Origin of the sequence: Roseomonas sp. E05, from assembly GCF_030063475.1 — a bacterium.
Classification (GTDB): domain Bacteria; phylum Pseudomonadota; class Alphaproteobacteria; order Acetobacterales; family Acetobacteraceae; genus Pseudoroseomonas.
This window is the reverse complement of record NZ_JASIRT010000004.1, coordinates 161430-185098: the sequence shown is the minus strand read 5'-3', so window position 1 is coordinate 185098 and position 23669 is coordinate 161430. Positions and strand designations below refer to the sequence as shown.

The window sequence follows — 23669 nt, the reverse complement described above, 5'->3', positions numbered from 1 at the left end:
AGTCCTGCCCCATCACGGGAAACCAGCCATGCGCGACCCGAACCTGACGCAATACACCCCGAAGGCGCTCGCCGGCGTGACGCCGGAGGAGCTGATCGAGGTCCAGAGCCGCGTGGTGGCCTGCGACGGCGGCGGCGGGGCACTGGGCCATCCGAAGGTGTTCCTGCGCATCGAGGACCGCCAGGTGACCTGCCCCTACTGCTCGCGCACCTACGTCCTGGCCGAGGGCGCGGGCGACGATGGCCACCACTGAGGCGGCCAGCGTCACCCCCGAAATCCTGGCCGAGCCCCCCAGGGAAGCCGAGCCGCACCTGATCCTGGTGGACGGCTCGGGCTACATCTTCCGCGCCTTCCACGCCCTGCCGCCGATGAACCGGCCGGACGGGACGCCGGTGAACGCCGTCTTCGGCTTCACCAACATGCTCGCCCAGTTCCTGACCAAGCATGCGAGCACGCATCTCGCGGTGGTGTTCGACGCCTCCCGCGTCACCTTCCGCAACGCGATCTACGACCAGTACAAGGCGCACCGGCCGGAGGCGCCGCCGGAGCTGGTGCCGCAGTTCGGGCTGATCCGCGAGGCGACCGCCGCCTTCAACGTCGCCTGCATCGAGCTGGAGGGCTTCGAGGCGGACGACCTGATCGCCGCCTATGCCCGGGAGTTCGCCGCGAAGGGCGGGCAGGTCACCATCGTCTCCTCCGACAAGGACCTGATGCAGCTCGTCCGCCCCGGCGTGCAGCTGCTGGACCCGATCAAGCAGAAGCCGATCCGCGAGCCGGAGGTGCTGGAGAAGTTCGGCGTGCCGCCCGAGAAGGTGGTGGACGTGCAGGCGCTGGCCGGCGACAGCACGGACAATGTGCCGGGCGTGCCGGGCATCGGCATCAAGACCGCCGCCGCGCTGATCACCGAATATGGCGACCTGGAGGGGCTGCTGGCCGCCGCGCCGCAGATCAAGCAGCCGAAGCGGCGCGAGGCGCTGATCGCCAATGCCGAGCTGGCCCGCATCAGCAAGCGGCTGGTGACGCTGGACGCCGCCGCGCCGCTGCCGCAGCCGGTGGACGCGCTGCAGGCGAAGCCGCCGGAGCCGGGGCGGCTCGCCGGATTCCTGCGCGAGCAGGGCTTTCGTTCGTTGCTGCACCGGATGGGGCTGGATGGCGACGCGCAGCCGGAAACGGCGCCGGTCAGCCGGCCGCGCTACAACGTGCCTGCGCCGGCCACGCCGGAGCCGGAGGCCGCGCCCGCGGCCGATGCGGCGCCCTTCGGCGGCTACGAGACGATCACCGAGGCGGCCGCCCTTGGCCCCTGGATCGCCGCCGCGCGCGAGGCGGGGGTGATGGGGCTGGACACCGAGACGGACAGTCTGGACGCGCTGCACGCGAAGCTGGTGGGCATCTCGATCGCGGTGGCGCCGGGCAGGGCCTGCTACATCCCGCTCGGGCATGGCGCGCCGCCGGGCAACGGCGACATGCTGCAGGAGGCGCCCGCCGCGCCGGTGCAGATGGCGCAGGAGGAGGCCGTCGCCGCGCTGAGGCCGCTGCTGGAGGACCCCGCGGTCCTGAAGGTGCTGCACAACGCGAAGTATGACCTGGAGGTGCTCTGCCGGGCGGAGAATGGCGGCATCGCCGTCGCGCCGGTGGATGACACCATGCTGATCTCCTACAGCATGGATGCCGGGCGGCACGGGCACGGGATGGACGAGCTTTCGCTGCGCCATCTCGGCCACCAGCCCATCACCTATGACGAGGTGACGGGCACCGGCCGCGCCCGCATTCCCTTCGGGCAGGTGGCGCTGGAAAAGGCCACCGCCTATGCCGCCGAGGATGCCGACGTCACGCTGCGGTTGTGGCAGATCCTGAAGCCGCGGCTGCGGCCGGAGCACGCGCTGGCGCTCTACGAGCAGGTGGAGCGGCGCATGGTGCCGGTGCTGCGCGACATGGAGCTGGCCGGCATCAAGGTGGACGGCGCCGAGCTGGCGCGCATCGGCGAGGACTTCTCCCAGCGCATGGTGGAGCTGGAGAAGCAGATCCACGAGCTGGCCGGGCGGGTCTTCAACATCGGCTCGCCGAAGCAGCTCGGGGAAATCCTGTTCGACGAGATGGGGTTGCCGGGCGGCAAGCGCGGCAAGGCCGGGGCCTGGGGCACCGACGCCGCCGTGCTGGAGGAGCTGGCCACGCGGGGGCACGAACTGCCGCGCCGGGTGCTGGACTGGCGCCAGCTCGCCAAGCTGAAGTCCACCTATGTCGAGGGGCTGGCGGCGCAGATCGACCCGCGCGACCGCCGCGTGCACACCGACTTCTCGATGGCCGTCACCTCGACGGGGCGGCTCTCCTCGACCGAGCCGAACCTGCAGAACATCCCGATCCGCACGGAGGAGGGGGCGCGCATCCGGCGGGCCTTCGTCGCCGAGCCCGGGCATGTGCTGCTGGCCGCCGACTACTCGCAGATCGAGCTGCGGCTGCTGGCGCATCTGGCCGATGTGCCCTCGCTGCGCGATGCCTTCGCCAAGGGCGAGGACATCCACAGCCGCACCGCCGCCGACATCTTCGGCCTGGCGCCGGACAAGGTGGACCGGGAGGCCCGGCGGCGGGCCAAGACGATCAATTTCGGCATCATCTACGGCATGTCGGCCTTCGGGCTGGCCTCGCGGCTCGGCATTCCGCCGGCCGAGGCGCGCAGCATCATCGACGCCTATTTCTCCCAGTATCCCGGCATCCTGGAGGAGATGGAGCGGCTGAAGTCCGAGGCGCGGGAGAAGGGCTATGTGCTGACGCCCTTCGGGCGGAAGCTGTGGATCGACGGCATCCAGGCCAAGGAGCAGGCGCGGCGCGGCAATGCCGAGCGCGCGGCGATCAACGCGCCCTTCCAGGGGGGTGCCGCCGAGATCATCAAGCGCGCCATGGTGCGGATGCCGCGCGCGCTGAAGGCGGCCGGGCTCAAGGCGCGGATGCTGCTGCAGGTGCATGACGAACTGCTGTTCGAGGTGCCCGAGGGCGAGGTCGAGGCCACCGCCGAATGCGTCCGCGCCGTGATGGAGGGCGTGGCGGAGCTGCGCGTGCCGCTGAAGGCCGAGATCGGGCACGGGGCGAACTGGGGCGAGGCGCACTGAGAAGGGGGGGCGCTCCGCGAGGGGCGGGTCCGCAGAAGCGAAGGGGGAGGCAAAGCTTGGGGGAGTGAACTCCCCCAAACCCCCTCCTTCTTCTGTCAGTTCCGGGTCGCGCCTGCGGCCAGCGCGGCAGGACTGACAAAAAGAAAGAATTCTCCCCCGCTCCTGCCCCTGACGGGTTTCCGGCGGTCGCCCCCTGTTCAGCCCGGTTTCAGGCTGACCCAGAAGCATCCTTCGAAGGGCAGCGCCACGCTGCTCGACGCCGCCCTCCGCTACGACCTGGAGGCCCTGGCGCCGGCGCTGAAGGGGGTGCGGCTGGCGGTGAACGCCACCAACCTGACCGGCAAGGAATACGCCACCTGCGCCCAGGGCTACTGCTACTGGGGGCCGGCCGCACCGTCATCGGCAGCCTGCGGTACCGCTGGTAGAGAAGCGGCGGCGGGCCATTCCCCTCCGGAGGCGACGCGTATCCCTGACCTGCGCCGCTTCCGGTTGAGCCGGGCGCCGCAAGGGTCTATCCCGCGCGCCAGAGACTGCTTGGAAGGCTCGCCCGCCATGGCCGACATCATGACCATCCGCCGCGCCCTGATCTCGGTGCATGACAAGACCGGATTGCTGGACTTCGCCCGCTTCCTGGCGGGCAAGGGGGTGGAGATCCTCTCCACCGGCGGCACCGCGCGGCTGCTGCGCGAGAGCGGCGTGGCGGTGGTGGACGTCTCCGACCATACCGGCTTTCCCGAGATCCTGGACGGGCGGGTGAAGACGCTGGTGCCGCAGATCCATGGCGGCCTGCTCGGCCGCCGCGCCGACCCCAACCATGTCGCGCAGATGCAGCAGCACCGGATCGCGCCGATCGACCTGCTGGTCTCGAACCTCTACCCCTTCGAGGCGACGGTGGCGAAGGGCGCCTCCTACGAGGAGACGGTGGAGGAGATCGACATCGGCGGGCCGGCCCTGACCCGCGCGGCGGCCAAGAACCACGAGGACGTGGCGGTCATCACCGATCCCGCGCAGATGGCCGGGGTGCAGGCCGAGATCGAGGCGCAGGGCGGCACCACGCTCGCCACCCGCAAGCGGCTCGCCGCCGCCGCCTTCGCCCGCACGGCCGCCTATGACACGGCGATCTCCACCTGGTTCGCCGCGAAGCTGGAGCAGGACTTCCCGCCGCGCCTCGCCGTCGCCGGCGCGCTGAAGCAGACGCTGCGCTACGGCGAGAACCCGCACCAGCAGGCCGCCTTCTACACCGATGGCAGCGGCCGCCCCGGCATCGCCACCGCGACGCAGGTGCAGGGCAAGGAGCTCTCCTACAACAACCTGAACGACACCGACGCGGCCTTCGAATGCGTCGCCGAGTTCGAGAACCCGGCGATCGTCATCGTCAAGCACGCCAATCCGTGCGGCGTGTCGGAGGGGGGCTCGCTCGCCACCGCCTGGGACCTGGCGCTGCGCTGCGACCCGGTCTCGGCCTTCGGCGGCATCGTCGCCGCCAACCGCAGGCTCGATGCCGCCGCCGCCGAGCGGATCTCCGCCATCTTCACCGAGGTGGTGGTGGCGCCGGACGCCGACGACGAGGCCAAGGCGATCTTCGCGAAGAAGAGGAACCTGCGCCTGCTGCTGACCGGCGGCCTGCCCGACCCGGCGGCGCCGGGACGGATCATCCGCTCGGTCTCCGGCGGCTTCCTGGCGCAGTCGCGCGATGCCGGGCGCATCACCGAGGCGGCGCTGAAGGTGGTGACCAGGCGCGCACCGACCGAGCAGGAGATGGCCGACCTGCTCTTCGCCTTCCGCGTGGCGAAGCACGTCAAGTCCAACGCCATCGTCTATGCCAGGGGCGGCGCCACCGTGGGCATCGGCGCCGGGCAGATGAGCCGGGTGGATTCCGCCCGCATCGCCGCCTGGAAGAGCGCCGAGGCCGCCAAGGCCGCCGGGCTGGAGGCGCCGCTGGCGCATGGCTCCGTGGTCGCCTCGGACGCCTTCTTCCCCTTCGCGGACGGGCTGCAGGCCGCCGCCGCCGCCGGCGCCACCGCGGTGATCCAGCCGGGCGGCTCGATCCGCGACAAGGACGTGATCGCCGCCGCCGACGAGGCGGGACTCGCCATGGTGTTCACGGGGATGCGGCACTTCCGGCACTGATGGCCGCCGGGGGAGAATGAATTCTCCCCCGGACCCCCTCTTCTTTTTTCTGCCGGTTCGGCCGCGTGGGGGCGCGCGCCCTCGCCCCGGGCGGAGCCGAAGACGGACAGAAAAAAGAAGGGGGCCTGGGGGAATTCATTCCCCCAGCCTTCGGTACATGAAGGTCGTGCTGACGCCTGAGCCATCGTTGTCCAGCGCGTAGCCCGGCACCTGCCCGGCGGGCCGCCAGCCGAGCGAGCGGTACAGCGCCTCCCCGGCGTCGCCGCTGCGGGTGTCCAGCACCAGCAGGGGGCGGCGCAGGTCACGGGCGAGGCCCTCCAGGGCCAGCATGATGGCCCGGCCGATGCCCTGGCGGCGGGCTTCCGGGTGGACCATCACCTTCGAGACCTCCGCCCGGTGCCGGCCGTTCGGCATCCCCGCCAGGGCCAGCGCCCCGGTGCCGAGGATGCGCCCGCCCTGGCGCGCCACCAGCACGCGGCGGGAGCCCTCGCGCAGCGCCGCCTCCTGGCCGCGCCAGAAGGCCTCCGCCTCGCCCGCGCGCATCGGCAGCAGGAAGCCGATGCTGGCGCCATCCCCCACGCAGGCGCGCAGCAGGGCCGCGAGCTCCGGCACCGCCGCCGGCAGGGTTTCCGCGGTGAGTTCCTCGATCATCGGCATCCCTAGGGCTGGCAAATGGCGAGGACGTAGCGCGCGGCCTCGCCCCCGGACGGGCAGTGGAAGCGCGTCGCGCCATGCAGGCGGTAGCGCAGGCAGTCCCCGGGCGCGAGGCGGTGCGTCACGCCCTCGACGGTCAGCTCCAGCGCGCCCTCCAGCAGCCAGAGATGGTGCTCCAGCCCGGGCTGCGGCGAATCCTCGTAGGCGATGGCGGCGCCGGGCGGCAGCCGGCCCTCCAGCATCTCGCCGCGCAGCCCGGGGCCGGGCGGCGAGACGGTGCGGCGGCGGAAGCCGGTCTCGGGGTCGGTCCAGCAGGGCTGGGCGGCGGCAGGGACGAAGGGCGAGGCGCTTTCCTCGATCTCGCGCATCAGCCAGGAGAGGGTGCGGCCATAGGCGGCGCAGAGCCGGCCGAGCATGGCGGCGGTCGGGCTGGTCTCGCCGCGTTCCAGGCGGGACAGGGTGGCGCGGCTGATGCCGGTGCGCTCCGCCAGCGCCTCCAGGGAAAGCCCCTGCTCCGCGCGCAGCCCGGCCATCCGGTTGGCGAGGCGGGCTTCCAATGGATCGGGCGCGGGGTTCTCTCTCACGTGAGAGAATTTCTCTCTCTGGAGATGCGCCGTCAAGCCCTTGTTCGCTCCGCTCCCGCGCGGCCTGTAGAATGGGCGGGACTGCCCCGGAGTGCGCCATGTCCGACTGGATCCTGCCCATCGCCTGCGTCGCCGTGCTGATCACGCTAGGGCTGCTCGCGCTCATGCTGCGGCGGCGCCCCGCGCAGGAGGAGGGGCTGGCGATGGAGGGCTTCGCCATGCTGGCCGGCAAGCTGGAGGCGCTGGCCGGCAGCCAGGAGCGGCTGGCCGGCATGACCGCCGACCGGCTGGCGCAGCAGGACCGGCTGCTGGCCGAGCGCCTCGCCGCCGCCACCGAGGCGCTGAACCGCAGCATCCTCGCGCAGAACCAGCGGCTCGACACGGCGCTCGCGACGCAGAACGAGCGGCTGGCCCGCAGCCTCTCCGACTCGGCGCAGCGGGCGCAGGAGACGGCGGGGCAGATCCATGAGCGGCTGGCGGTGATCGACGCCGCGCGGCAGAACATGGAGGCGCTGGGCAGCCAGGTCAGCACCCTGGCCGGCATCCTCGGCAACAAGCAGTCGCGCGGGGCCTTCGGGGAGATGCAGCTGCGCCAGCTCATCGAGGACCGGCTGCCGCCGGACGGCTTCGCCTGGCAGCACACCCTCTCCACCGGCGTGCGCTGCGACTGCCTGATCCGCCTGCCCTACCCGCCCGGCCCGGTGGTGGTGGACAGCAAGTTCCCGCTGGAGGCCTGGCAGGCGCTGCGCGACGCCGAGGACGCGCCCGCCCGCACCGTCGCCGCCCGGCAGTTCAGCGCCGACATGCGCAGGCATATCGACGACATCGCGCGGAAGTACCTCATTCCCGGCGAGACGGCGGAGGGGGCCATCCTCTTCGTGCCCTCGGAGGCCGTGTTCGCCGAGCTGCACACCGGCTTCGCCGCGGTGGTGGACGAGGCGCAGCGCAAGCGCGTCTATGTCGCCTCGCCGACCACGCTCTGGGCCATGCTCTCGGCCATGCGGGCGCTGATGCAGGACATCCGGATGCGGGCGCAGGCCGGGCGCATCCAAGAGGAGGTCGGCAAGCTGATGGGCGATATCGGCCGGCTGAACGACCGCGTCGGCAAGCTGAAGGCGCACTTCACCCAGGCGCAGGACGATATCCGCCAGATCGACATCAGCACGGACAAGATCCTGCGCGCCGGGGCGCGGATCGAGGCGGTGGAGATCGAGGACGAGGCCGCCGCGCTGCCCGCCGGGGAGGGCAAGGGGCAGGCGCCCGCGCTGTGGTCGGCCGGGGCCAGGGGCGCCGCCCCTGGAACCCCGGCGGGGGGATAGGCTCCCTCCGGACCCCGCCGTCAGGGGCGGTGCAGGTCCTTGCAGGCCACCCACCACTGGGTGGTGGCCACGGCATCGGTGATCGCGCCGACAATCCCGCCGTTTTGCTGCGCGAATTCCAGCACGCAGAGCGGGCCCGCCGGCGAATCGACCTCCGTGACCGTGACCGCCCGGCAGCCCTCCGGCGAGAGGTTGCCGTTGCTCTGGATGGCCTGCTCCATCTTCTCGCGCGTGGGGCAGGCAGCGATGCTCAGGGGCTCGGCAGCGCCGGCCTCGCCCAGGATCAACAGGCCGGCCCCGAAAGCGGCCGTCGCGGCAGCGAGACGTAGCATGGCAGGTTCCCTCCGGGCCATTCGGCAGGGAGACGCGGCAGCAGGGCATCCGGTTGCAGCCGCCGGTGCGGCTCCGGCGGCCGGAAGCTGGCAACGGAACCGCCCGGCCCATGTTCTGCAAACGCGAGAAGGAGGTTTCCATGCGGCGGCAGCCGGAAGACCCGCCTCGGCGCGAAGGCCCCTCACCCGCCGGCGCGGCGGGCCTTCGCAGAGGGAGGCACTGAGCATGGCGCTCCGCATCGAGGACTACGCCCTGATCGGCGACACCGAGACGGCCGCCCTGGTCGGCCGGGATGGCTCGGTGGACTGGCTCTGCTGGCCCCGCTTCGACAGCGGCGCCTGCTTCGCCGCCCTGCTGGGCACGCCGGACCACGGCCGCTGGCGCATCGCGCCCACCGCCCCCGAGCCCCGGGTGCACCGCGCCTACCGCGACGGCACCCTGATCCTCGAGACCCGTTTCGAGACGCCGGAGGGCGCGGTGACGCTGGCGGACTGGATGCCGGTCCGCCAGGGCGCCCCCCACCTGGTCCGCAGGGTGACCGGGCAAAGAGGCCGCGTCGCCATGCAGATGGAGCTGACGCTGCGCTTCGACTACGGGCGCGACGTGCCCTGGGTGACGCAGCTTCCGGACGGCGCGGAGGGCATCTGCGCCATCGCCGGCCCGGACATGGCGGTGCTGCGCTCGCCCGTGCCGGTCGAGGGGAAGGATCTGCGGACCATCGCCGCCTTCGAGGTCGAGGAGGGGCAGTCGCTCACCTTCACCCTCGCCTATGGTCCCTCCCATCTGCCCGTGCCTCCGCCTCTCGATGCGGATGCGGCGGCCGCCGAGACGGAGGAGGCCTGGCGGAGCTGGGCGGGGCAGGTCGAGGAGGCCGGCCCCTGGACGGAGGCCGTCCGGCGCTCCGCCGTCACCCTGAAGGCGCTGACCTATCGCCCGACCGGCGGCATCGTCGCCGCCCCCACCACCTCGCTGCCGGAATGGCCGGGCAGCGAGCGCAACTGGGACTATCGCTATTGCTGGCTGCGCGACGCCACCTTCACGCTGCTGGCGCTGCTGCGCACCGGCCATGTGGAGGACGCCCGCGCCTGGCGCGACTGGCTGCTGCGCACCACCATGGGCAGCCCCTCCCAGGTGCAGATCATGTACGGGCTCGCCGGCGAGCGGCGGCTGTCCGAATGGGAGGTGGACTGGCTGCCGGGCTTCGAGGGCTCGAAGCCTGTCCGCATCGGGAACGGCGCGCACCGGCAGCTGCAGCTCGACATCTACGGCGAGTTGATGGACGCGCTGCACCAGGCGCACCGGCGCGGGCTGACGATCACGCCCGCGGCCTGGGACCTGCAGCGCGCGCTGATGGATCACCTGGAGACGGTGTGGCAGGAGCCGGACGAAGGCCTCTGGGAGCCGCGCGACCGCCGCCGCTGCTTCACCCATTCCAAGGTGATGGCCTGGGCCGCCCTGGACCGCGCCGTACGCGGCATCGAGGCCTTCGGGCTGGAAGGCCCGCTCGACCGCTGGCGCGCGCTGCGTAAGGCCATCCATGCCGAGATCTGCGAGAAGGGCTACGACGCCGACCGTGGCAGCTTCGTGCGCAGCTACGGCTCGCGCGAGGTGGATGCGAGCCTGCTGCTGCTGCCGACGGTCGGCTTCCTGCCGCCGGAGGATCCCCGCATCCGCGGCACCATCGCCGCCGTCGAGCAGGACCTGCTGGTCGACGGGCTGGTGCGGCGCTACCGCACCGAGCATGTCTCGGATGGCCTGTCCGGCCGCGAAGGCGCCTTCCTCGCCTGCAGCTTCTGGCTTGTCGATGCCTATGCGCTGACCGGGCGCCGCGCGGAGGCGGCGGCGCTGTTCGAGCGGCTGCTGGCGCTGCGCAACGATGTCGGCCTGCTCTCGGAGGAATACGACCCGCAGGCAGGGCGGATGCTGGGCAACTTCCCGCAGGCCTTCTCGCATGTCGCGCTGGTGAATGCCGGCTACACCCTGGCCGCCACGCAATCAGAATCGCGCCGGCTGCGGACCGGGACGCCGGCCGGCCCGGACCCCGAGGCCGGCCGCTCGGCGCAGTGAGCCGGGCGGGGCGGCATCCCCGGGCCGCCGCCGCCGTTAACCGGCGGTGGGACGGCGTGCCCACCGAGCGAGAAGGATGCAAGCCATGGTCGACACCACGCGGATCCGTGAGCACATGCCCGTGCTGGATTGCAACGGGGAGCATATCGGCACGGTGGACAAGCTGGATGCCGGCCGCATCAAGCTGACCGCCGCGGACAGCCGGGACGGGCAGCACCATTTCCTGCCGCTCTCGGAAATTTCCGCGGTGGACGAGGAAAAGGTCACGACCCAGCTGAGCCGTGAGGAAGTGCTGCGCCTGCTGCGGAGTGGCGCGCAGCGCCGGCACACCGAGGCGTAGCGGCGCGCTCGCGGGGCTGCGTACCGCGTCTCTGGCGCTTTCGTGAGGGGCAGGCCGCTTTCGGCGCCGCTCACATGCCTGTCGCACCGGGCGACAAAACCGGAAATTCCATTTGCAGCACAGGATTGCCGGGCAATCGGTGTCCTGCGGAAGCGGGATGCCGGCCCCCCCCTGTCAGTAAGCCGTGATCGTCCTGCTCTCTGGCTTGCCTCGCCGCAGGCAAAGGCCGAAGAATGTGCACTGCAGCGCAAAAGCCGCCGATTGCAGGGAAACCTCATCTGAGCAGGGTGGTTATAGCAGGCGCCCCCAAAGGCCGGCTGCAAAAGACGACTTCCTGGCAGCAGGAAAAGACAGCAATCAGAAATTGAACGCTGCGCGTGGTAACCAACCGCAAGTATAAACTGGCGGTTGATAAACCCCGCGCCCTCTAACGCCAGCCCGGCGCGGGCGCACAGATAGTTTATAAGATTCGGTTAACTAATAGCAAATTCGTTCTACCAATCGTTTTTTTCGTGTGTATTTTGAGACGCCATCGCACGGATATTCCAAGCCGCCTGTGACCGGAGTCCCTCTATGACCCATACAAACTGGTTGAACAACATCCAGATCGACAACGCGACGAATCTGGAACAAGGCCTGTATGGATCCATTGCTCCGGCACGCCCGGCTTGGCATCACGTCGGCAAACGTGTTCTTGATGTGGCAGCTTCCGGAGCGGCGCTTCTTGTCCTGGCGCCTCTTTTTATTCTGCTTTCCCTTGTCATCATGCTGGATGGCGGCTCGCCCGTCTTTGGTCACCAGCGGATCGGCCGCAACGGCCGTTCGTTCCGCTGCCTGAAGTTCCGCAGCATGGTGCCCAATGCGGGTGAAGTGCTCGCCAAGCTCCTGCAGGACGATCCGGAGGCGGCACATCTCTGGGCCACCACGCGCAAACTGCCGCGTGATCCGCGCGTCACCTCCATCGGACGCTTTCTGCGCGCCACCAGCCTCGACGAATTGCCGCAGCTGATCAACGTGCTGCGCGGCGAGATGAGCCTGGTCGGCCCGCGACCGGTGGTGCAGGAGGAACTGACCGAACATTATGGCGCCGCGGCGGCCAGCTATCTCTCGGTGCGGCCCGGCATCACCGGCCTGTGGCAGATCAGCGGCCGCAGCGACACCAGCTACGCGGAGCGCGTGGCCCTCGATTGCCGCTATGTGCACGAATTCTCCTTCTGGTCCGACCTGAACATCCTGTGGCGCACCATTCCCGCCGTGCTCGCCGGGCGCGGCGCGTACTAAGGTCCAGCCACCCGGAATGTCCGTCCTGCAGACCCCGCCCATGGCGGGGTTTTGCATTTTCCAGGCCCCTCCCCGCCCTGCCCTGCCACCCGGCATGACGGAAACCATGCTGGCGCCCTCGAAGGAATCGCGGAAACGATGATCGCGCGCAACGTCCTCGCCAACCTGATCGGGATGGCGGTCTCCATCGGCGTGCAGGCCGGACTCGCCTTCGGTGGCTACCGTCTGGCAGGCGCCGAGCAGTATGGGCTGATCGGCTTTTTCACCGTTCTGCTGATCGCCGCAGCGATCTTCGACAACGGCCTGGGGCAGACCGTCACGCGCGCCGTGGCCCGCAACCAGGTGGAAGCGCCCGCCACCACCGGCACGCTCGTCTTCAACTTCGCCCTGATCTATCTCGGCCTCGCCACCCTGCTGATCCTGGCCGTCTGGGCGCTCGCGCCGCTGCTCGCCACCCACTGGCTGAAGCCGCAGCACATCAGCACGGCGGAGGTGCGCGAGTGCCTGGTGCTGATGGGCTTCGCAATCGGCATCCAGCGCCTGCGCGGCATCTTCCAGGCCACCCTGGAGGGGCTGGAGCGGCAGGTGCTGAGCAACCTGCTGCTCTCCGCGACAGGGCTGCTGCGGCTCGCGCTCGGGCTGGGCGCGCTGGCCTTCGTGGCGCCGACGGCGGAAGCCTTCTTCTGGGGCCAGATCCTGGCCAGCCTGTGCGAGACCGTCACCTTCGCCTGCGCGGTGGGGCGCGTGACGCCCGGCGCCTTCCGCCCGCAAGGGCTGGAAGGCGGGCTGATCTGGCAGACGCTGCGTTTCGCCGGCGTCAACATGGCCGCCGCCGCCACGGGAACGCTGGTGCAGATCGCCGATTCGCTGGTGATCAGCGCCATGCTGCCGCTGGCGACGTTCGGGAAATACTCGCTCGTCTCCACCATGTGCTCCGCGATGGTGCGCCTGACCGCGCCGCTGATCACCGCCGCCTTCCCGCGCATGGCCGCCTATGTGCGGGCCGAGCGGGCGGCCGAGTTGCGGCGCCTCTTCTTCACCGCCTCGCAGGCGACCTTCGCGCTGATGCTGACCGCGGCCGGCGCGCTGGTCTTCTTCGGCGCAGCCTTCCTGGAACTGGTGAGCGGCGATTCCGCAGCGAGCGCCGACTTCGCCCCCGTTCTCGCCGCCCTGGCCCTCGCCTATGCGCTGAGCGGCCTCTGCCGCCCCGCGCACGCGCTGCAGATGGCGGAGGGCGATCCGGCCACCGCGCTCAGGATCAACCTGGTGACCGGCGCGCTGTACCTGCCCGCGATTCTCCTGCTGACGCCCCGCTTCGGCGTGATCCTGCCGGCGCTCTGCCTGACGGGCGCCAACCTGCTGGCCTTCGTGCTGTTCACCGCCACGGCCTTCCGCGGGCGGCTGCGCGGCGAGGCGCTGCGATGGCTGCGGAGCAGCGTGCTGCCGCAGGCCGCCGTGATCGCCGCCGCCTATGCCGGTCTGCGGCTGATGACGGACACGGCCCTGCCGCTGCCCGTGCGGCTGGGCATGGCCGTGGCAGCCTCGGGGCTGGCGCTGGGCGCGGCCGTGCTGGTCAGCAACCGCCTGCGCCCGCATCTGCTGCAAATCCCGCGGCGCCTCCACCTGCGGTCCGGCCAGAACGGCGCCTCCACCGCGGCATCCTGAAGCCTTCCGCAGCCGCCGCAAAAGCGACGAAGGCCGGTGGATTGCTCCACCGGCCTCCGCATCGCGTCAGGGCCGCACGGCGCGGGCGCCGCCAGCCTCACAAAGAGCGGGCGCTGCTGCTGCGCAGGCGGGCCCGCGCGCGCTCCAGCTGCGCCAGCAGCCGGACCGCCGGCGCCACCATGGGCATGCGGTACTTGGCATACATCAGCGCCTGAATCGCATTGCGGCGCAGGATGCCGGCGCGGCAGGCACGCCAGATCTCGGGCGGCAGGCGGCGGCGCAGCACCTGCGTCATCGGCAGATGCGGGAACCAGCGGTAGAGTGCCTTCGGCTGGTTGCGGACCAGCGTGCGGTGATAGTGATCCTCGGTATGAGCCTCGCGGGTGAGCAGCACCTCCGACAGCTCCAGATGCTCGCCCTCCAGCAGGTTCAGCGCCATGACGATCCAGTCATAGCCGAAGACATCGATGTCCGCCGGGAAGCTGCGCTTCAGCGCCTCGGTGCGGAACACGCCGTAGAAGCGCGAGACCTCGCCCGGATCCCAGAGGAACCGCGCCAGGCGCTCCTGCTGGGTGCCGCGCAGGGCGAAGGTGCCGTTCGACATCTCCTGCCGCCCGCCGGGCCAGGCCATGACCACGCGCGAGGTGCTGACCACGGCGGTGGGATGCGCGCGGAGGTTCTCCAGGTTCTTGCGGATGAAGTCCGGCGCCCAGACATCGTCATGGCAGGCCCACATGAAATAGGGCGAATCGGCCTGCATCAGTACGAAGCGGAAATTGCCGCAGATGCCCAGATTCTCTGGCTGCCGGATCACCGTCACGCGGGGATCCGCGCGCGCATAGGCATTGCAGATCTCGACGGTGTCGTCAGTCGAGCAGTTGTCGGAGATGATCAGGCGCAGATTGCGGTGGGTCTGTGAAAGCAGGGAATCGATCGCTGTTCTGATCTGATCACCACCGTTTCGAACAGGCATGCCGATCGTGACTAGCGGTTCATCCATCATGCTGAGCATCCCCGGTCGGGCGGTGGGTTGGTAAAGCGTGGTGGGCGGCGGTTACCTCACCGGCTCCAGCATTGTGTAAAAAAAATCGATCCATGCACGCCGAAATAATACAAATTTTTGAGATTATCGGGGCGTGCAGGAGAGACTTCCGTTTTCCGGGGGCGCAAAGCATGGGAAGGACGGCGGCTCAGGGGATGAGGCTACTTCATGCCAGCTTGGCGAAATTTTGAAAATCACAAAGCGGTTGAAGTAACCAATCAGTGATGATGAGCATCCTGTACAAAAGGCGAATAACAAACCAAACTGAGAAACTGTCGCGGGAATAAGACAGGTTCCCATAATATTGGTTTGCCCCAGAGCAAGGGTTCGCAGGATGAAGGCAGTAATCTTGGCCGGTGGACTTGGCACCCGACTTTCGGAAGAAACGACCGTGCGGCCGAAACCCATGGTTGAGATTGGCGGAAGGCCTATCCTTTGGCATATCATGAAGATCTACAGTGCCCACGGCATTAACGATTTCATCGTTTGCCTGGGCTATCGTGGGAATGTCATCAAGGAATACTTTAAAAACTACTTCATGTATATGTCGGACGTGACTTTCGATCTCCGTGAAAACCGGGTCGAAATTCACAATGCCCGTGCCGAGCCCTGGCGCGTCACTCTCGTCGACACGGGCGAGGCCAGCATGACCGGCGGTCGAATTAAGCGGGTACTTCCCTACCTGCGCGGCGATGACGCCTTCTGCCTGACCTATGGCGATGGGGTTGGCAATATCGACATCACTGCAACCATTGCTCTGCACAAGCGGGAGGGCCGCCTGGCGACGATGACGGCGACCCAGCCGGCCGGACGCTTCGGCGCCCTGCGGATCGAAGGCAACCAGGTGAAGGCCTTCAAGGAGAAGATCCATGGCGACGGCGGCTGGATCAACGGCGGCTTCTTCGTCCTGAGCCCGCAGATCGGCGAGTATATCGACGGCGACAGCACGGTCTGGGAGGACGCCCCGATCGAGCGGCTCGTCGCCGACGACCAGATGAGCGTGTACCAGCACAACGGCTTCTGGCATCCGATGGATACGATCCGCGACCGCGCCCATCTCGAGGGCCTCTGGGCCTCGGGCAAGGCCCCCTGGCGTATTTGGGAGTGCTGAACGCCATGCGCATCCTCATCACCGGCAACATGGGCTATGTCGGCCCGGTCCTCGTCGCGCATCTGCGCGGCGTCATGCCCGAGGCCCATCTGGTCGGCTTCGACCGCGGCTGGTTCGGCCACTGCCTCACCACGCGCGACCCGCTGCCGGAGACCCTGCTCAATGAGCAGCGCTTCGGCGATGTGCGGGACATCGGCGTCGAGGACCTGCGCGGCTTCGATGCGGTGGTGCATCTGGCCGCCATCTCGAACGACCCGATGGGGCAGCGCTTCGAGGCGGTGACCGACGCCATCAACCACCAGGCCAGCGTGCAGGTGGCCAAGGCGGCGGCCGAGGCCGGCGTGAAGCACTTCGTCTTCGCCTCCAGCTGCAGCGTCTATGGCTTCGCCTCCGAGGGCCGCGCCCGCGTCGAGGGCGACACGCTGAACCCGCTGACCGCCTATGCGCGCTCCAAGATCGACACCGAGACGTCGCTCCGCGCGCTGGACAACAGCGGCATGGTGATCAGCTGCCTGCGCTTCGCGACCGCCTGCGGCATGTCGCCGCGCCTGCGGCTCGACCTCGTGCTGAACGACTTCGTCGCCGGCGCGCTGGTCAACAACGAGGTCAGCGTGCTGAGCGACGGCACGCCCTGGCGCCCGCTGATCCATGTGCGCGACATGGCGCGCGCCATCGAATGGGCGATCCAGCGCAGGCCGGAGAATGGCGGCGCCTTCCTGACCGTCAATGTCGGCAGCGAGCGCTGGAACTACCAGGTGCGCGATCTGGCCGAGGCCGTGGGGCGCGCCATGGAAGGCGCCAAGGTTTCCATCGCCACCTCCGCGCCGCCGGACAAGCGCTCCTACAAGGTGGACTTCTCGCTCTACGAGAAGCTGGCGCCGGACCACCAGCCGCAGGAGACCCTGGAAGGCGCCGTCGCCGAGCTGCGCGACCGCCTGCAGGAGCAGGGCTTCGCCGACCGCGACTACCGCAAGTCCGCCGCCATCCGGCTGGTCACGCTGGAGAAGCTGATCGCCTCCGGCGCGGTGGACGGCAACCTGGAGCCGGTGGGCGCCAAGCGCGAGCTGCAGCGGGGAGAGGCCGCATGAAGTTCACCAAGGCACCCCTGCAGGATGCCTATGTGATCGAGATGGAGCCGCGCGGGGACGAGCGCGGCTTCTTCGCCCGGGCCTATTGCGAGAACGAGTTCCGCGAAGCGGGACTGGTCAGCCATTACGCGCAGGTCAACAACTCGCTCAGCGTGCAGAAGGGCACCCTGCGCGGCATGCACTACCAGCTGCCGCCCGCCGCGGAGGTGAAGCTGGTGCGCTGCCTGCGCGGCGCGCTCTACGATGTCATCCTCGACCTGCGGCCCGATTCGGCCACCTACGGCAAGTGGTTCGGCATCGAGCTGAGCGAGGACAACCGCACCATGCTCTACGTACCGCGGGGCTTCGCGCATGGCTTCGTCACGCTGCGCGAGAACACCGAGGCCTTCTACATGGTGAGCGACGCCTACATGCCCGGCGGCGAGCGGGGCCTGCGCTATGACGATCCGCAGTTCGGCATCGAATGGCCGATTCCGCCGGAGGTCATCTCGGAGAAGGACCAGAACTGGCCCCTCTTCGACCCCGAGTTCCACGCCATTGAACGCCTGCGCGGCCTGCGCTGAGGGCGCGAGAGAAGACCCATGATCTATGACAGGCTGCTCCGCGAGCGCGCCCAGGCCGGGAAGCCGGTGCGCGTCGGCATGTTCGGCGCCGGCTTCATGGCCCGCGGCATCACCAACCAGATCCTGAACTCCGTGCCGGGCATGGTGCTGGCGGTGATCTGCAACCGCAGCGTCGAGCGCGCCCGCGCCGCCTATGAGCAGGCCGGCGCCCGCGAGGTGGAGGTGGTGGACTCGAAGGCGGCGCTGGAAGCCTGCATCCGCGACGGCCGCCCGGCGATCACCGCGGACCCGATGCTGCTCTGCGAGGCGGAGGGGCTGGACTGCCTGATCGACGCCACCGGCGCCATCGAGTACGGCGCCGAGATCAGCCTGGCGGCGATCAGGAACCGCAAGCCGATGGTCTCGATGAACGCCGAGCTGGACGGCACGGTGGGGCCGCTGCTGAAGCGCAAGGCAGACGAGGCGGGCGTCATCTTCACCGGCGCCGACGGCGACCAGCCGGGCGTGCAGATGAACCTCTACCGCTTCGTCGTCTCGATCGGGCTGACGCCGCTGGTCTGCGGCAACATCAAGGGCCTGCAGGATCCCTACCGCAACCCGACGACGCAGGAAGGCTTCGCCAGGCAGTGGGGGCAGGACCCCTACATGGTGACCAGCTTCGCCGACGGCACCAAGATCAGCTTCGAACAGGCCATCGTCGCCAATGCCACCGGCATGACGGTCTCGAAGCGCGGCATGATCGGCGCCGACCATCGCGGCCATGTGGACGAGCTGACCCAGGCCTATGACATCGACATGCTGCGCGAGAAGGGCGGCATCGTGGACTACGTGGTGGGCGCCAAGCCGGGCCCCGGCGTCTATGTGCTGGCCACGCATGACGATCCGAAGCAGAAGCACTACCTGAACCTGTACAAGCTCGGCACCGGGCCGCTCTACAGCTTCTACATCCCCTACCATCTCTGCCATTTCGAGGTGCCCCTCTCGGTGGCGCGGGTGGTGCTGTGCCAGGACCCGGTGATCCAGCCGCTGGCCGGCCCGCGCGTCGAGGTGGTGGCCACGGCCAAGACCGACCTCAAGGCCGGCGACGAGATCGACGCGCTCGGCGGCTACAAGAGCTATGGCCAGTGCGAGACCTACACCATCTCCCGCGCCGAGCGGCTGCTGCCGATCGGCATCGCCGTCGGCTGCAGGCTGAAGCGCGACGTCGCGAAGGACACGGTGCTGACCTATGACGACGTGGAGCTTCCCGCCGGCCGGCTGATCGACCGGTTGCGCGCCGAGCAGGACGAGGTCTTCCCGGCCTGACCGCGGGCCGCCTTTCTCCAGGCGACCCACCCCTTTGCAGAGAAGCCCGCCGGCCAGGGCAGGCGCGCGCAGACCCCGGCGCGCCTGCCGCCCCCCCTACAGGTCGGCGGACCCGATGCCGCACCCCGCCCCCCCCTTCCCCCTGCGGGGTGCGGCATCACACCATGGCAGAAATCCCACAAGCCGCGGCTTCCTGACTCCGGCTCTGCCGGACAGTCTTGATTAAGTCGCTTTTCATGAGACAATTCGCCGCCGCGTCCATTCCGGTGCGGGTCTAGAGCAGATCCCGTTCCGATAGCATCATCGGAACGGGGGAAGATGCTCGTCAAAACAAACGGCTAGAGCATTTTCCGTGAGCCAGGGCGAACGGAAAATGCTCTAGGGGCAGGATCGGATAAGGTCGCCAATATGTTTCTGCGAAACGGTTCCGCTGGGAAAGAAACGAATTCCGCCGCCCGCGGCCGCGCGGCCTCCTCCTCAACCGCCGACTGCCTCCGCTGCGCCCGTGGCCTGGGGCGCGCCGTGCTGCCGGGCGCCGTCCTGCTGCTGCCTGCCCTCGCCGCCGCCCAGACCCAGACCATCGGCCCTGAGGCGACCGAGCGCGGCGTGACCGTGCTGACCCGCCCGCGCCCGGACTACGATCCGACCGGTGTCCGCCTCGGGGCCTTCCGCATCGACGGGGCGGTCGAGGCCGGCATGGGCTTCAGCGACAACATCGAGCCCTCGCGCAGCGAGGAGCTGTCCGACGGTTTCTTCAGCGAGCAGCTGACCGCCGGCATCGGCAGCCAGTGGACGCGGCATGCGGTCGGCCTCAGCGTCACGCAGGACACGCGCCAGTACCTCCAGTACAGCGCCCAGAACTGGAATGATTACGGCGTCGGCATCAACGGGCGCTACGACGTCGGCCGGGCCTCCTCGCTGAACGCGAGCTACAATCATCTTCACAGCCATCTCAGCGTCGACAATTTCGATGTGCAGCAGCAGGAGGGCAGCCTCAGCCGCCCCGTGCCGTTCGACAGCGACATCTTCCAGGTCGGCGGCACCGCGGCCTTCAATCGCCTCGCGCTGTCCACCTCGCTGAGCTACGCCACGATCCGCTACGAGAACGAGACGAATGACGGCGTCCTCGAGCGGAACTCGGAGGACGACTACGACTCGAAGAGCGGCGAGTTCCGCGGCGAGTACAGCCTCGTGCAGGGCCGGCGCATCGTCGGCCTGGTCCGGCTGCAGGACATCAGCTACACGCGCACCGGGCAGAGCGGCCGCGATTCCTTCACCTGGGAGGCGCAGGCCGGCTTCGACTACGATTTCGACGGCGTCTGGCAGGCGCGCCTGCTGGTCGGCTATCGCCAGCGCGACTATGACGAGCCCGGCCGCAAGTCGCTGACCGGCCCGGCCTTCGAGGGCCAGGTCATGTGGATGCCCTCGCAGCTCACCACGGCCACCGTCGCGGTCCAGCGCACGATCGAGGAATCGATCCGCCAGGACAATGTCAGCTACACGCGCACCGCAGCGCGCCTGACGGTGGACCACGAGATGCTGCGCAACGTGATCGTCACGGGCGAGCTGCGTGCCGAGCATCGCGACTATCCCGAGCGCGGCACGGTGACGGACGGCATCGCGCTTGTCGGCGCGCAGATCCTGCTGAATCGCCATCTGGCGCTCAATGCGCAGTACCAGCACACCGAGCGGCTGGATGCGCCGGAAGGCTACCGCGAGTACGGCATCAACGAAGTGCTGGTGCGGCTCCGCTTCGCGCTGTAACGATTTGGCGAATTCGCTTGGCCGACTGAACCCTTCGCGTTCACGGCCAAGCTTTGCTCGGATACAATCTGTTGGCTTGTCCAAAGATTTATCATCCGGGGGTTCGCCCATGTCCCGTTTTCGGTCCCTAGCTTCCGTCGCACCTACGGCACTGCGTGGAATGACACTCGGCGTCTCGCTCCTGGTGGCGGCCTGCGCCACGCCGGGCGCCGGCCTGCCGCCGATTCCGCAGACAGCCGAGAGCAGCACCACCTACAAGCTGGGCTCCGGCGATCAGGTCCGCGTCACGGTCTTCAACGACCCGCGGCTGACCGGCGAATTCCGCGTCAGCGACTCCGGCGTGATCGCGCTGCCGCTGGTCGGCGCAATTCCGGTTTCCGGCCGCACGACGGCCGAGGCAGAGCGCGCCATCGAGCGCGCCCTGCGCAGCCGCAACCTGTTCAACGACCCTTCGGCGGCGGTGGAGATCATCGAGTACCGCCCCGTCTTCGTGCTGGGCATGGTGGAGCGCGGCGGCCAGACGCCCTATCAGCCGGGCATGACGGTGCTTTCGGCGGTCGCCACGATGGGCGGCTTCAACTACCGCGCCATCACCGACTACGTCTCCATCACGCGCCTCGACGAGAATGGGGTGCCGCAGGAATACCGCGGCGAGCGTGACTCGCTGCTGCGGCCCGGCGACGTCATCACGGTGTTCGAGCGCCGCTTCTGAGCCTGCCGATCCCGGCAGGGCTGGCTTGAAGGGCTGGGGAGCCTTCGCGCTCCCCAGCCCTCTTTCGTTTGCGCCGCCTCCCGGACCCTCCGGGGAGGCAGGGCCGCCTTCCCGGACCCCGCGGCCCCTTCATCAGGAAGAGGGCCCCGCAAAGCAAAGCGGGGGAAGATTGCTCTTCCCCCGCTTCGGCAGGCCAGGCCAGGCGCCTGAAGGTCAGGCGGTCGGCGCCGGCAGGCGCTTCAGGTCGGGCGCACCGCTCTTCGCGTAGCCCTCGTAGTAGCCCAGCGGGTCCAGGCGGCCCGGGCGCACCCGGGTCATCACGGTCGCCACGCGGGCGCGCATGGCACGCGGCAGGCGCCGCATGGCCTCCACGACGACCGTGCGGGAAGCCCGCTCCCAGCCGACCGCGAAGAGCACCGCATCGCTGTGCTGCGAGAGCACCACCGCATCGGCCACGCGCATGATCGGCGGGCTGTCGAGCACCACGAGGCGGTACTCGCGGCGGGCGCGGCTCACCAGCTCGGCGAACTGGCGCGATTCGATCAGCGCCTGCGGGTTGGAGGAGGAGCGGTCGGAGAGCAGGACATGCAGGCCCGAGCGCTCATCCACCTGCACCGCATCCTCGAAGCGGGTCTCCCCGCTCAGCACGGCCTCGATGCTGCGGCCGGGCGGCGGCGCACCGAAATAGGAGGAAAGCTGCGGGCGGCGCATGTCGGTCTCGATCAGCAGCACGCGCAGCCCGTCGGCGGCGGAAAGCCGCGCCAGGGAGGCGGCGACGGTGCTCTTGCCGTCCCCCGCCTCGGAGGAGGTCACCAGCACCGTGTTGGCCGGCCCGCCACCGGCGACCGCCTGCATGCTCAGGCGCAGGGCGCGCAGCGTCTCGGCGATGCCGGACTGCCCCTGGTCCAGCACCATGGCCGGCATCCGGTTCTTCCGGCCCCGGCCGAGCGCCGGCAGGCTGCCGACATTCTGCACGCCGGTGATGGTCACGAGATCCTGCACGGAGTTGATCGTGCCGTGCATCAGGCGGCGCAGCACCAGGAAGCCACCCACCAGGAACAGCGCGGCGAAGCCGGTGAAGGCGGCGACGACGGAAGCCGGCGGGCCGCTCGGGCGGAACGGCGCCACGGCGGGCGAGATCACGCGCGCCATCGGGAACTGCGCCGAGGCCAGGCGGGTCTGCTCCGCGCGGGTCAGGAAGGCCTGGTAGATCTGCCGCCTGGCATCGGCCTCGCGCTGCAGCTGCATCAGGCCGACCTCGGCCGTGGCGCCGGTGCGGGCGGTCCTGATCGAACTGTCGAGGGCGGCCTGCGCATCGGCCAGCCGGTCGCGCGCCGCATCCACGTCGCGCCGCAGCGAGCTGACGATCTTGCCGATCTCGGCGCCGATCTGCCGGCGCACGTCACGCAGCTCGGCCTCGGCGGCCAGCCGGTCGGGGTGGCGGGAGCCGAGACGCTGCGCCAGGCTGGCGGCCCGCGCGCCGATCTCGGCCTCGCGGTCGCGCAGGCTCTGGATCACCGGGGAGCCGAGGGTCTCGCTGGCGGCATTGCCGCGCTGGCCGGAGCGCAGCGCGCTGTCCAGCGCCGCCTGGGCGCGGGAGAGCTCCTGCCGCGACACGGCGACACGGCCCTGCTGCTCGCTCACCTGCACGCTGCTGACCGCGCCCTGGGCGGTCTCCAGCAGGCCGGACTGGCGGCGGTAGTCCTGCACCTTGCGGTCGGCCGCCTCGACTTCCTCGCGCAGCGCGTTCAGGCGCTCGGTCAGCCAGACATTGGCCTGCAGCGTGGTGTCACGCTTGGCCATCACCTCCTGCGAGATGTAGCGGTCCATCAGCGTGTTGACGACGTCGGCCGCTTCCTTCGGCGAATCGGCGAAGTAGCGCACCGCCACCACGTTGCTGTTCTCGGTGGTGCGGATCTCCAGGTTGTGCTGCAGCTTCTCGACCGCCACGCCGATGCGGTCCGTCGGGCGCGCCGGCTCCGCCTCGCCCTCGAGCGGCACGGAGGTGCCCAGCACCTCTCCCGCCCAGGCATTGAGGGAGGTGACGGCGCCATGCACCCAGGCGGTCACCGGCGTCAGCAGTGCCGCCATCATGCCGGGCGCCTCGTCGGGCTGTTGGTCCAGCCCCAGGGAGCGGGCCACTTCCTCGGCCAGCTGGCGCGAGCGCAGGATGTCCGCCTCGGTGCGGACGCGCTGCGGACCGGGCGCGTTGAGCGCGGCCATCTGGTTCAGCTCGGGGATGGCCTGCTCGCGGCTTTCCACCAGCAGCAGGCCCTCGCTGGCAAAGCGGTCGGGCAGGGACTTCGTCACCACGAAGCCGAGCAGCCCGGCGACCACGACGGAAAGGGCAAGCATCAGCTTGCGCCGCCACAGCAGACTCAGGAGATCAGTCAGGCGCATATCGTTTGCCTCATGGGGCCACTTCGACAATCTCTGTGCTGGTCACCCAGAGCCGCGCGGCACAGCCATGCAGGCATGGCGAGGCGCAGCCGGGGATCTTCTGTTTTTACTAAACATGAACAGAGCAAGCCTGTCCAAATAATCATCCCCTGCTCACACGAACGTGGCTGGAGATCGAAAAACTGCCTCGGTAGACAAGCAGAGGCA

Annotated in this window: 19 protein-coding genes; 14 read left to right on the top strand and 5 right to left on the bottom strand. The window is 69.4% G+C overall.

Features of this window, described 5'->3' with window-relative positions:
* The first annotated feature begins 28 nt into the window (after nt 1-28).
* From QMO56_RS06645 to purH, 3 genes are all read left to right on the top strand, one after another.
* A complete protein-coding gene (locus QMO56_RS06645) occupies nt 29-253 on the top strand; it encodes a zinc-finger domain-containing protein (RefSeq protein ID WP_283524343.1) in 225 nt (74 codons plus the stop codon).
* Nucleotides 240-3104, top strand: coding sequence for a DNA polymerase I (gene polA / locus QMO56_RS06640; protein ID WP_283524342.1), 2865 nt, complete (start codon nt 240-242; stop codon nt 3102-3104). The genes QMO56_RS06645 and polA overlap by 14 nt, the downstream gene beginning before the upstream one ends.
* Nucleotides 3105-3656: 552 nt before the next feature.
* Complete coding sequence (purH, locus tag QMO56_RS06635) at nt 3657-5234, top strand: bifunctional phosphoribosylaminoimidazolecarboxamide formyltransferase/IMP cyclohydrolase (protein WP_283524341.1); 1578 nt, start codon at nt 3657-3659, stop codon at nt 5232-5234.
* A gap of 135 nt (nt 5235-5369) precedes the next feature.
* Here the strand turns inward: purH and QMO56_RS06630 are convergent, their stop codons facing one another.
* Both QMO56_RS06630 and QMO56_RS06625 read right to left on the bottom strand, forming a co-directional pair.
* Entirely contained in the window at nt 5370-5885 is a 516-nt protein-coding gene (locus QMO56_RS06630) for a GNAT family N-acetyltransferase (RefSeq protein ID WP_283524339.1), read from the bottom strand.
* A gap of 8 nt (nt 5886-5893) precedes the next feature.
* Nucleotides 5894-6472: a helix-turn-helix domain-containing protein gene (locus QMO56_RS06625; RefSeq protein ID WP_283524337.1), complete on the bottom strand. Its 579-nt coding sequence runs from the start codon at nt 6470-6472 to the stop codon at nt 5894-5896.
* Nucleotides 6473-6570: 98 nt separating this feature from the next.
* Between QMO56_RS06625 and QMO56_RS06620 the strand changes: the two genes are divergently transcribed.
* On the top strand, nt 6571-7791 hold the full coding sequence (locus tag QMO56_RS06620; protein ID WP_283524336.1) for a DNA recombination protein RmuC: 1221 nt from the start codon (nt 6571-6573) through the stop codon (nt 7789-7791).
* A gap of 20 nt (nt 7792-7811) precedes the next feature.
* Here QMO56_RS06620 and QMO56_RS06615 read toward each other — a convergent pair whose 3' ends face one another.
* Nucleotides 7812-8123 (bottom strand): hypothetical protein, encoded by a 312-nt coding sequence (locus QMO56_RS06615; protein ID WP_283524334.1) that lies wholly within the window; start codon nt 8121-8123, stop codon nt 7812-7814.
* A 226-nt stretch (nt 8124-8349) separates the two neighbouring features.
* On the opposite strand from QMO56_RS06615, the gene QMO56_RS06610 reads away from it, so the two are divergent.
* From QMO56_RS06610 to QMO56_RS06595, 4 genes are all read left to right on the top strand, one after another.
* Nucleotides 8350-10191, top strand: coding sequence for a glycoside hydrolase family 15 protein (locus QMO56_RS06610; RefSeq protein WP_283524332.1), 1842 nt, complete (start codon nt 8350-8352; stop codon nt 10189-10191).
* Nucleotides 10192-10276: 85 nt separating this feature from the next.
* Nucleotides 10277-10531 (top strand): DUF2171 domain-containing protein, encoded by a 255-nt coding sequence (locus QMO56_RS06605; protein WP_283524331.1) that lies wholly within the window; start codon nt 10277-10279, stop codon nt 10529-10531.
* A 573-nt stretch (nt 10532-11104) separates the two neighbouring features.
* On the top strand, nt 11105-11812 hold the full coding sequence (locus QMO56_RS06600; RefSeq protein ID WP_283524329.1) for a sugar transferase: 708 nt from the start codon (nt 11105-11107) through the stop codon (nt 11810-11812).
* A 138-nt stretch (nt 11813-11950) separates the two neighbouring features.
* Nucleotides 11951-13477, top strand: a complete 1527-nt coding sequence (locus QMO56_RS06595; RefSeq protein WP_283524327.1) for a lipopolysaccharide biosynthesis protein — start codon at nt 11951-11953, stop codon at nt 13475-13477.
* A 97-nt stretch (nt 13478-13574) separates the two neighbouring features.
* Here QMO56_RS06595 and QMO56_RS06590 read toward each other — a convergent pair whose 3' ends face one another.
* Nucleotides 13575-14450, bottom strand: coding sequence for a glycosyltransferase family 2 protein (locus QMO56_RS06590; RefSeq protein ID WP_283524326.1), 876 nt, complete (start codon nt 14448-14450; stop codon nt 13575-13577).
* Between the two features lie 403 nt (nt 14451-14853).
* Between QMO56_RS06590 and rfbF the strand changes: the two genes are divergently transcribed.
* The 6 genes from rfbF (at nt 14854) to QMO56_RS06560 (ending at nt 21062) form a co-directional block, all read left to right on the top strand.
* A complete protein-coding gene (gene rfbF, locus QMO56_RS06585; RefSeq protein WP_283524325.1) occupies nt 14854-15630 on the top strand; it encodes a glucose-1-phosphate cytidylyltransferase in 777 nt (258 codons plus the stop codon).
* Between the two features lie 5 nt (nt 15631-15635).
* On the top strand, nt 15636-16718 hold the full coding sequence (locus tag QMO56_RS06580; RefSeq protein ID WP_283524323.1) for an NAD(P)-dependent oxidoreductase: 1083 nt from the start codon (nt 15636-15638) through the stop codon (nt 16716-16718).
* Nucleotides 16715-17281: a dTDP-4-dehydrorhamnose 3,5-epimerase gene (rfbC, locus tag QMO56_RS06575; RefSeq protein ID WP_283524321.1), complete on the top strand. Its 567-nt coding sequence runs from the start codon at nt 16715-16717 to the stop codon at nt 17279-17281. The genes QMO56_RS06580 and rfbC overlap by 4 nt, the downstream gene beginning before the upstream one ends.
* 18 nt (nt 17282-17299) lie before the next feature.
* Entirely contained in the window at nt 17300-18586 is a 1287-nt protein-coding gene (locus QMO56_RS06570) for an NAD(P)H-dependent oxidoreductase (RefSeq protein WP_283524319.1), read from the top strand.
* 522 nt (nt 18587-19108) lie between these two features.
* On the top strand, nt 19109-20350 hold the full coding sequence (locus QMO56_RS06565; protein ID WP_283524318.1) for an outer membrane beta-barrel protein: 1242 nt from the start codon (nt 19109-19111) through the stop codon (nt 20348-20350).
* Nucleotides 20351-20510: 160 nt separating this feature from the next.
* A complete protein-coding gene (locus QMO56_RS06560; RefSeq protein WP_283524316.1) occupies nt 20511-21062 on the top strand; it encodes a polysaccharide biosynthesis/export family protein in 552 nt (183 codons plus the stop codon).
* A gap of 213 nt (nt 21063-21275) precedes the next feature.
* Here the strand turns inward: QMO56_RS06560 and QMO56_RS06555 are convergent, their stop codons facing one another.
* Nucleotides 21276-23462 carry a Wzz/FepE/Etk N-terminal domain-containing protein gene (locus QMO56_RS06555; protein ID WP_283524314.1) on the bottom strand — a complete coding sequence of 729 codons (2187 nt, stop codon included), beginning with the start codon at nt 23460-23462 and terminating at the stop codon, nt 21276-21278.
* Nucleotides 23463-23669 lie beyond the last annotated feature (207 nt).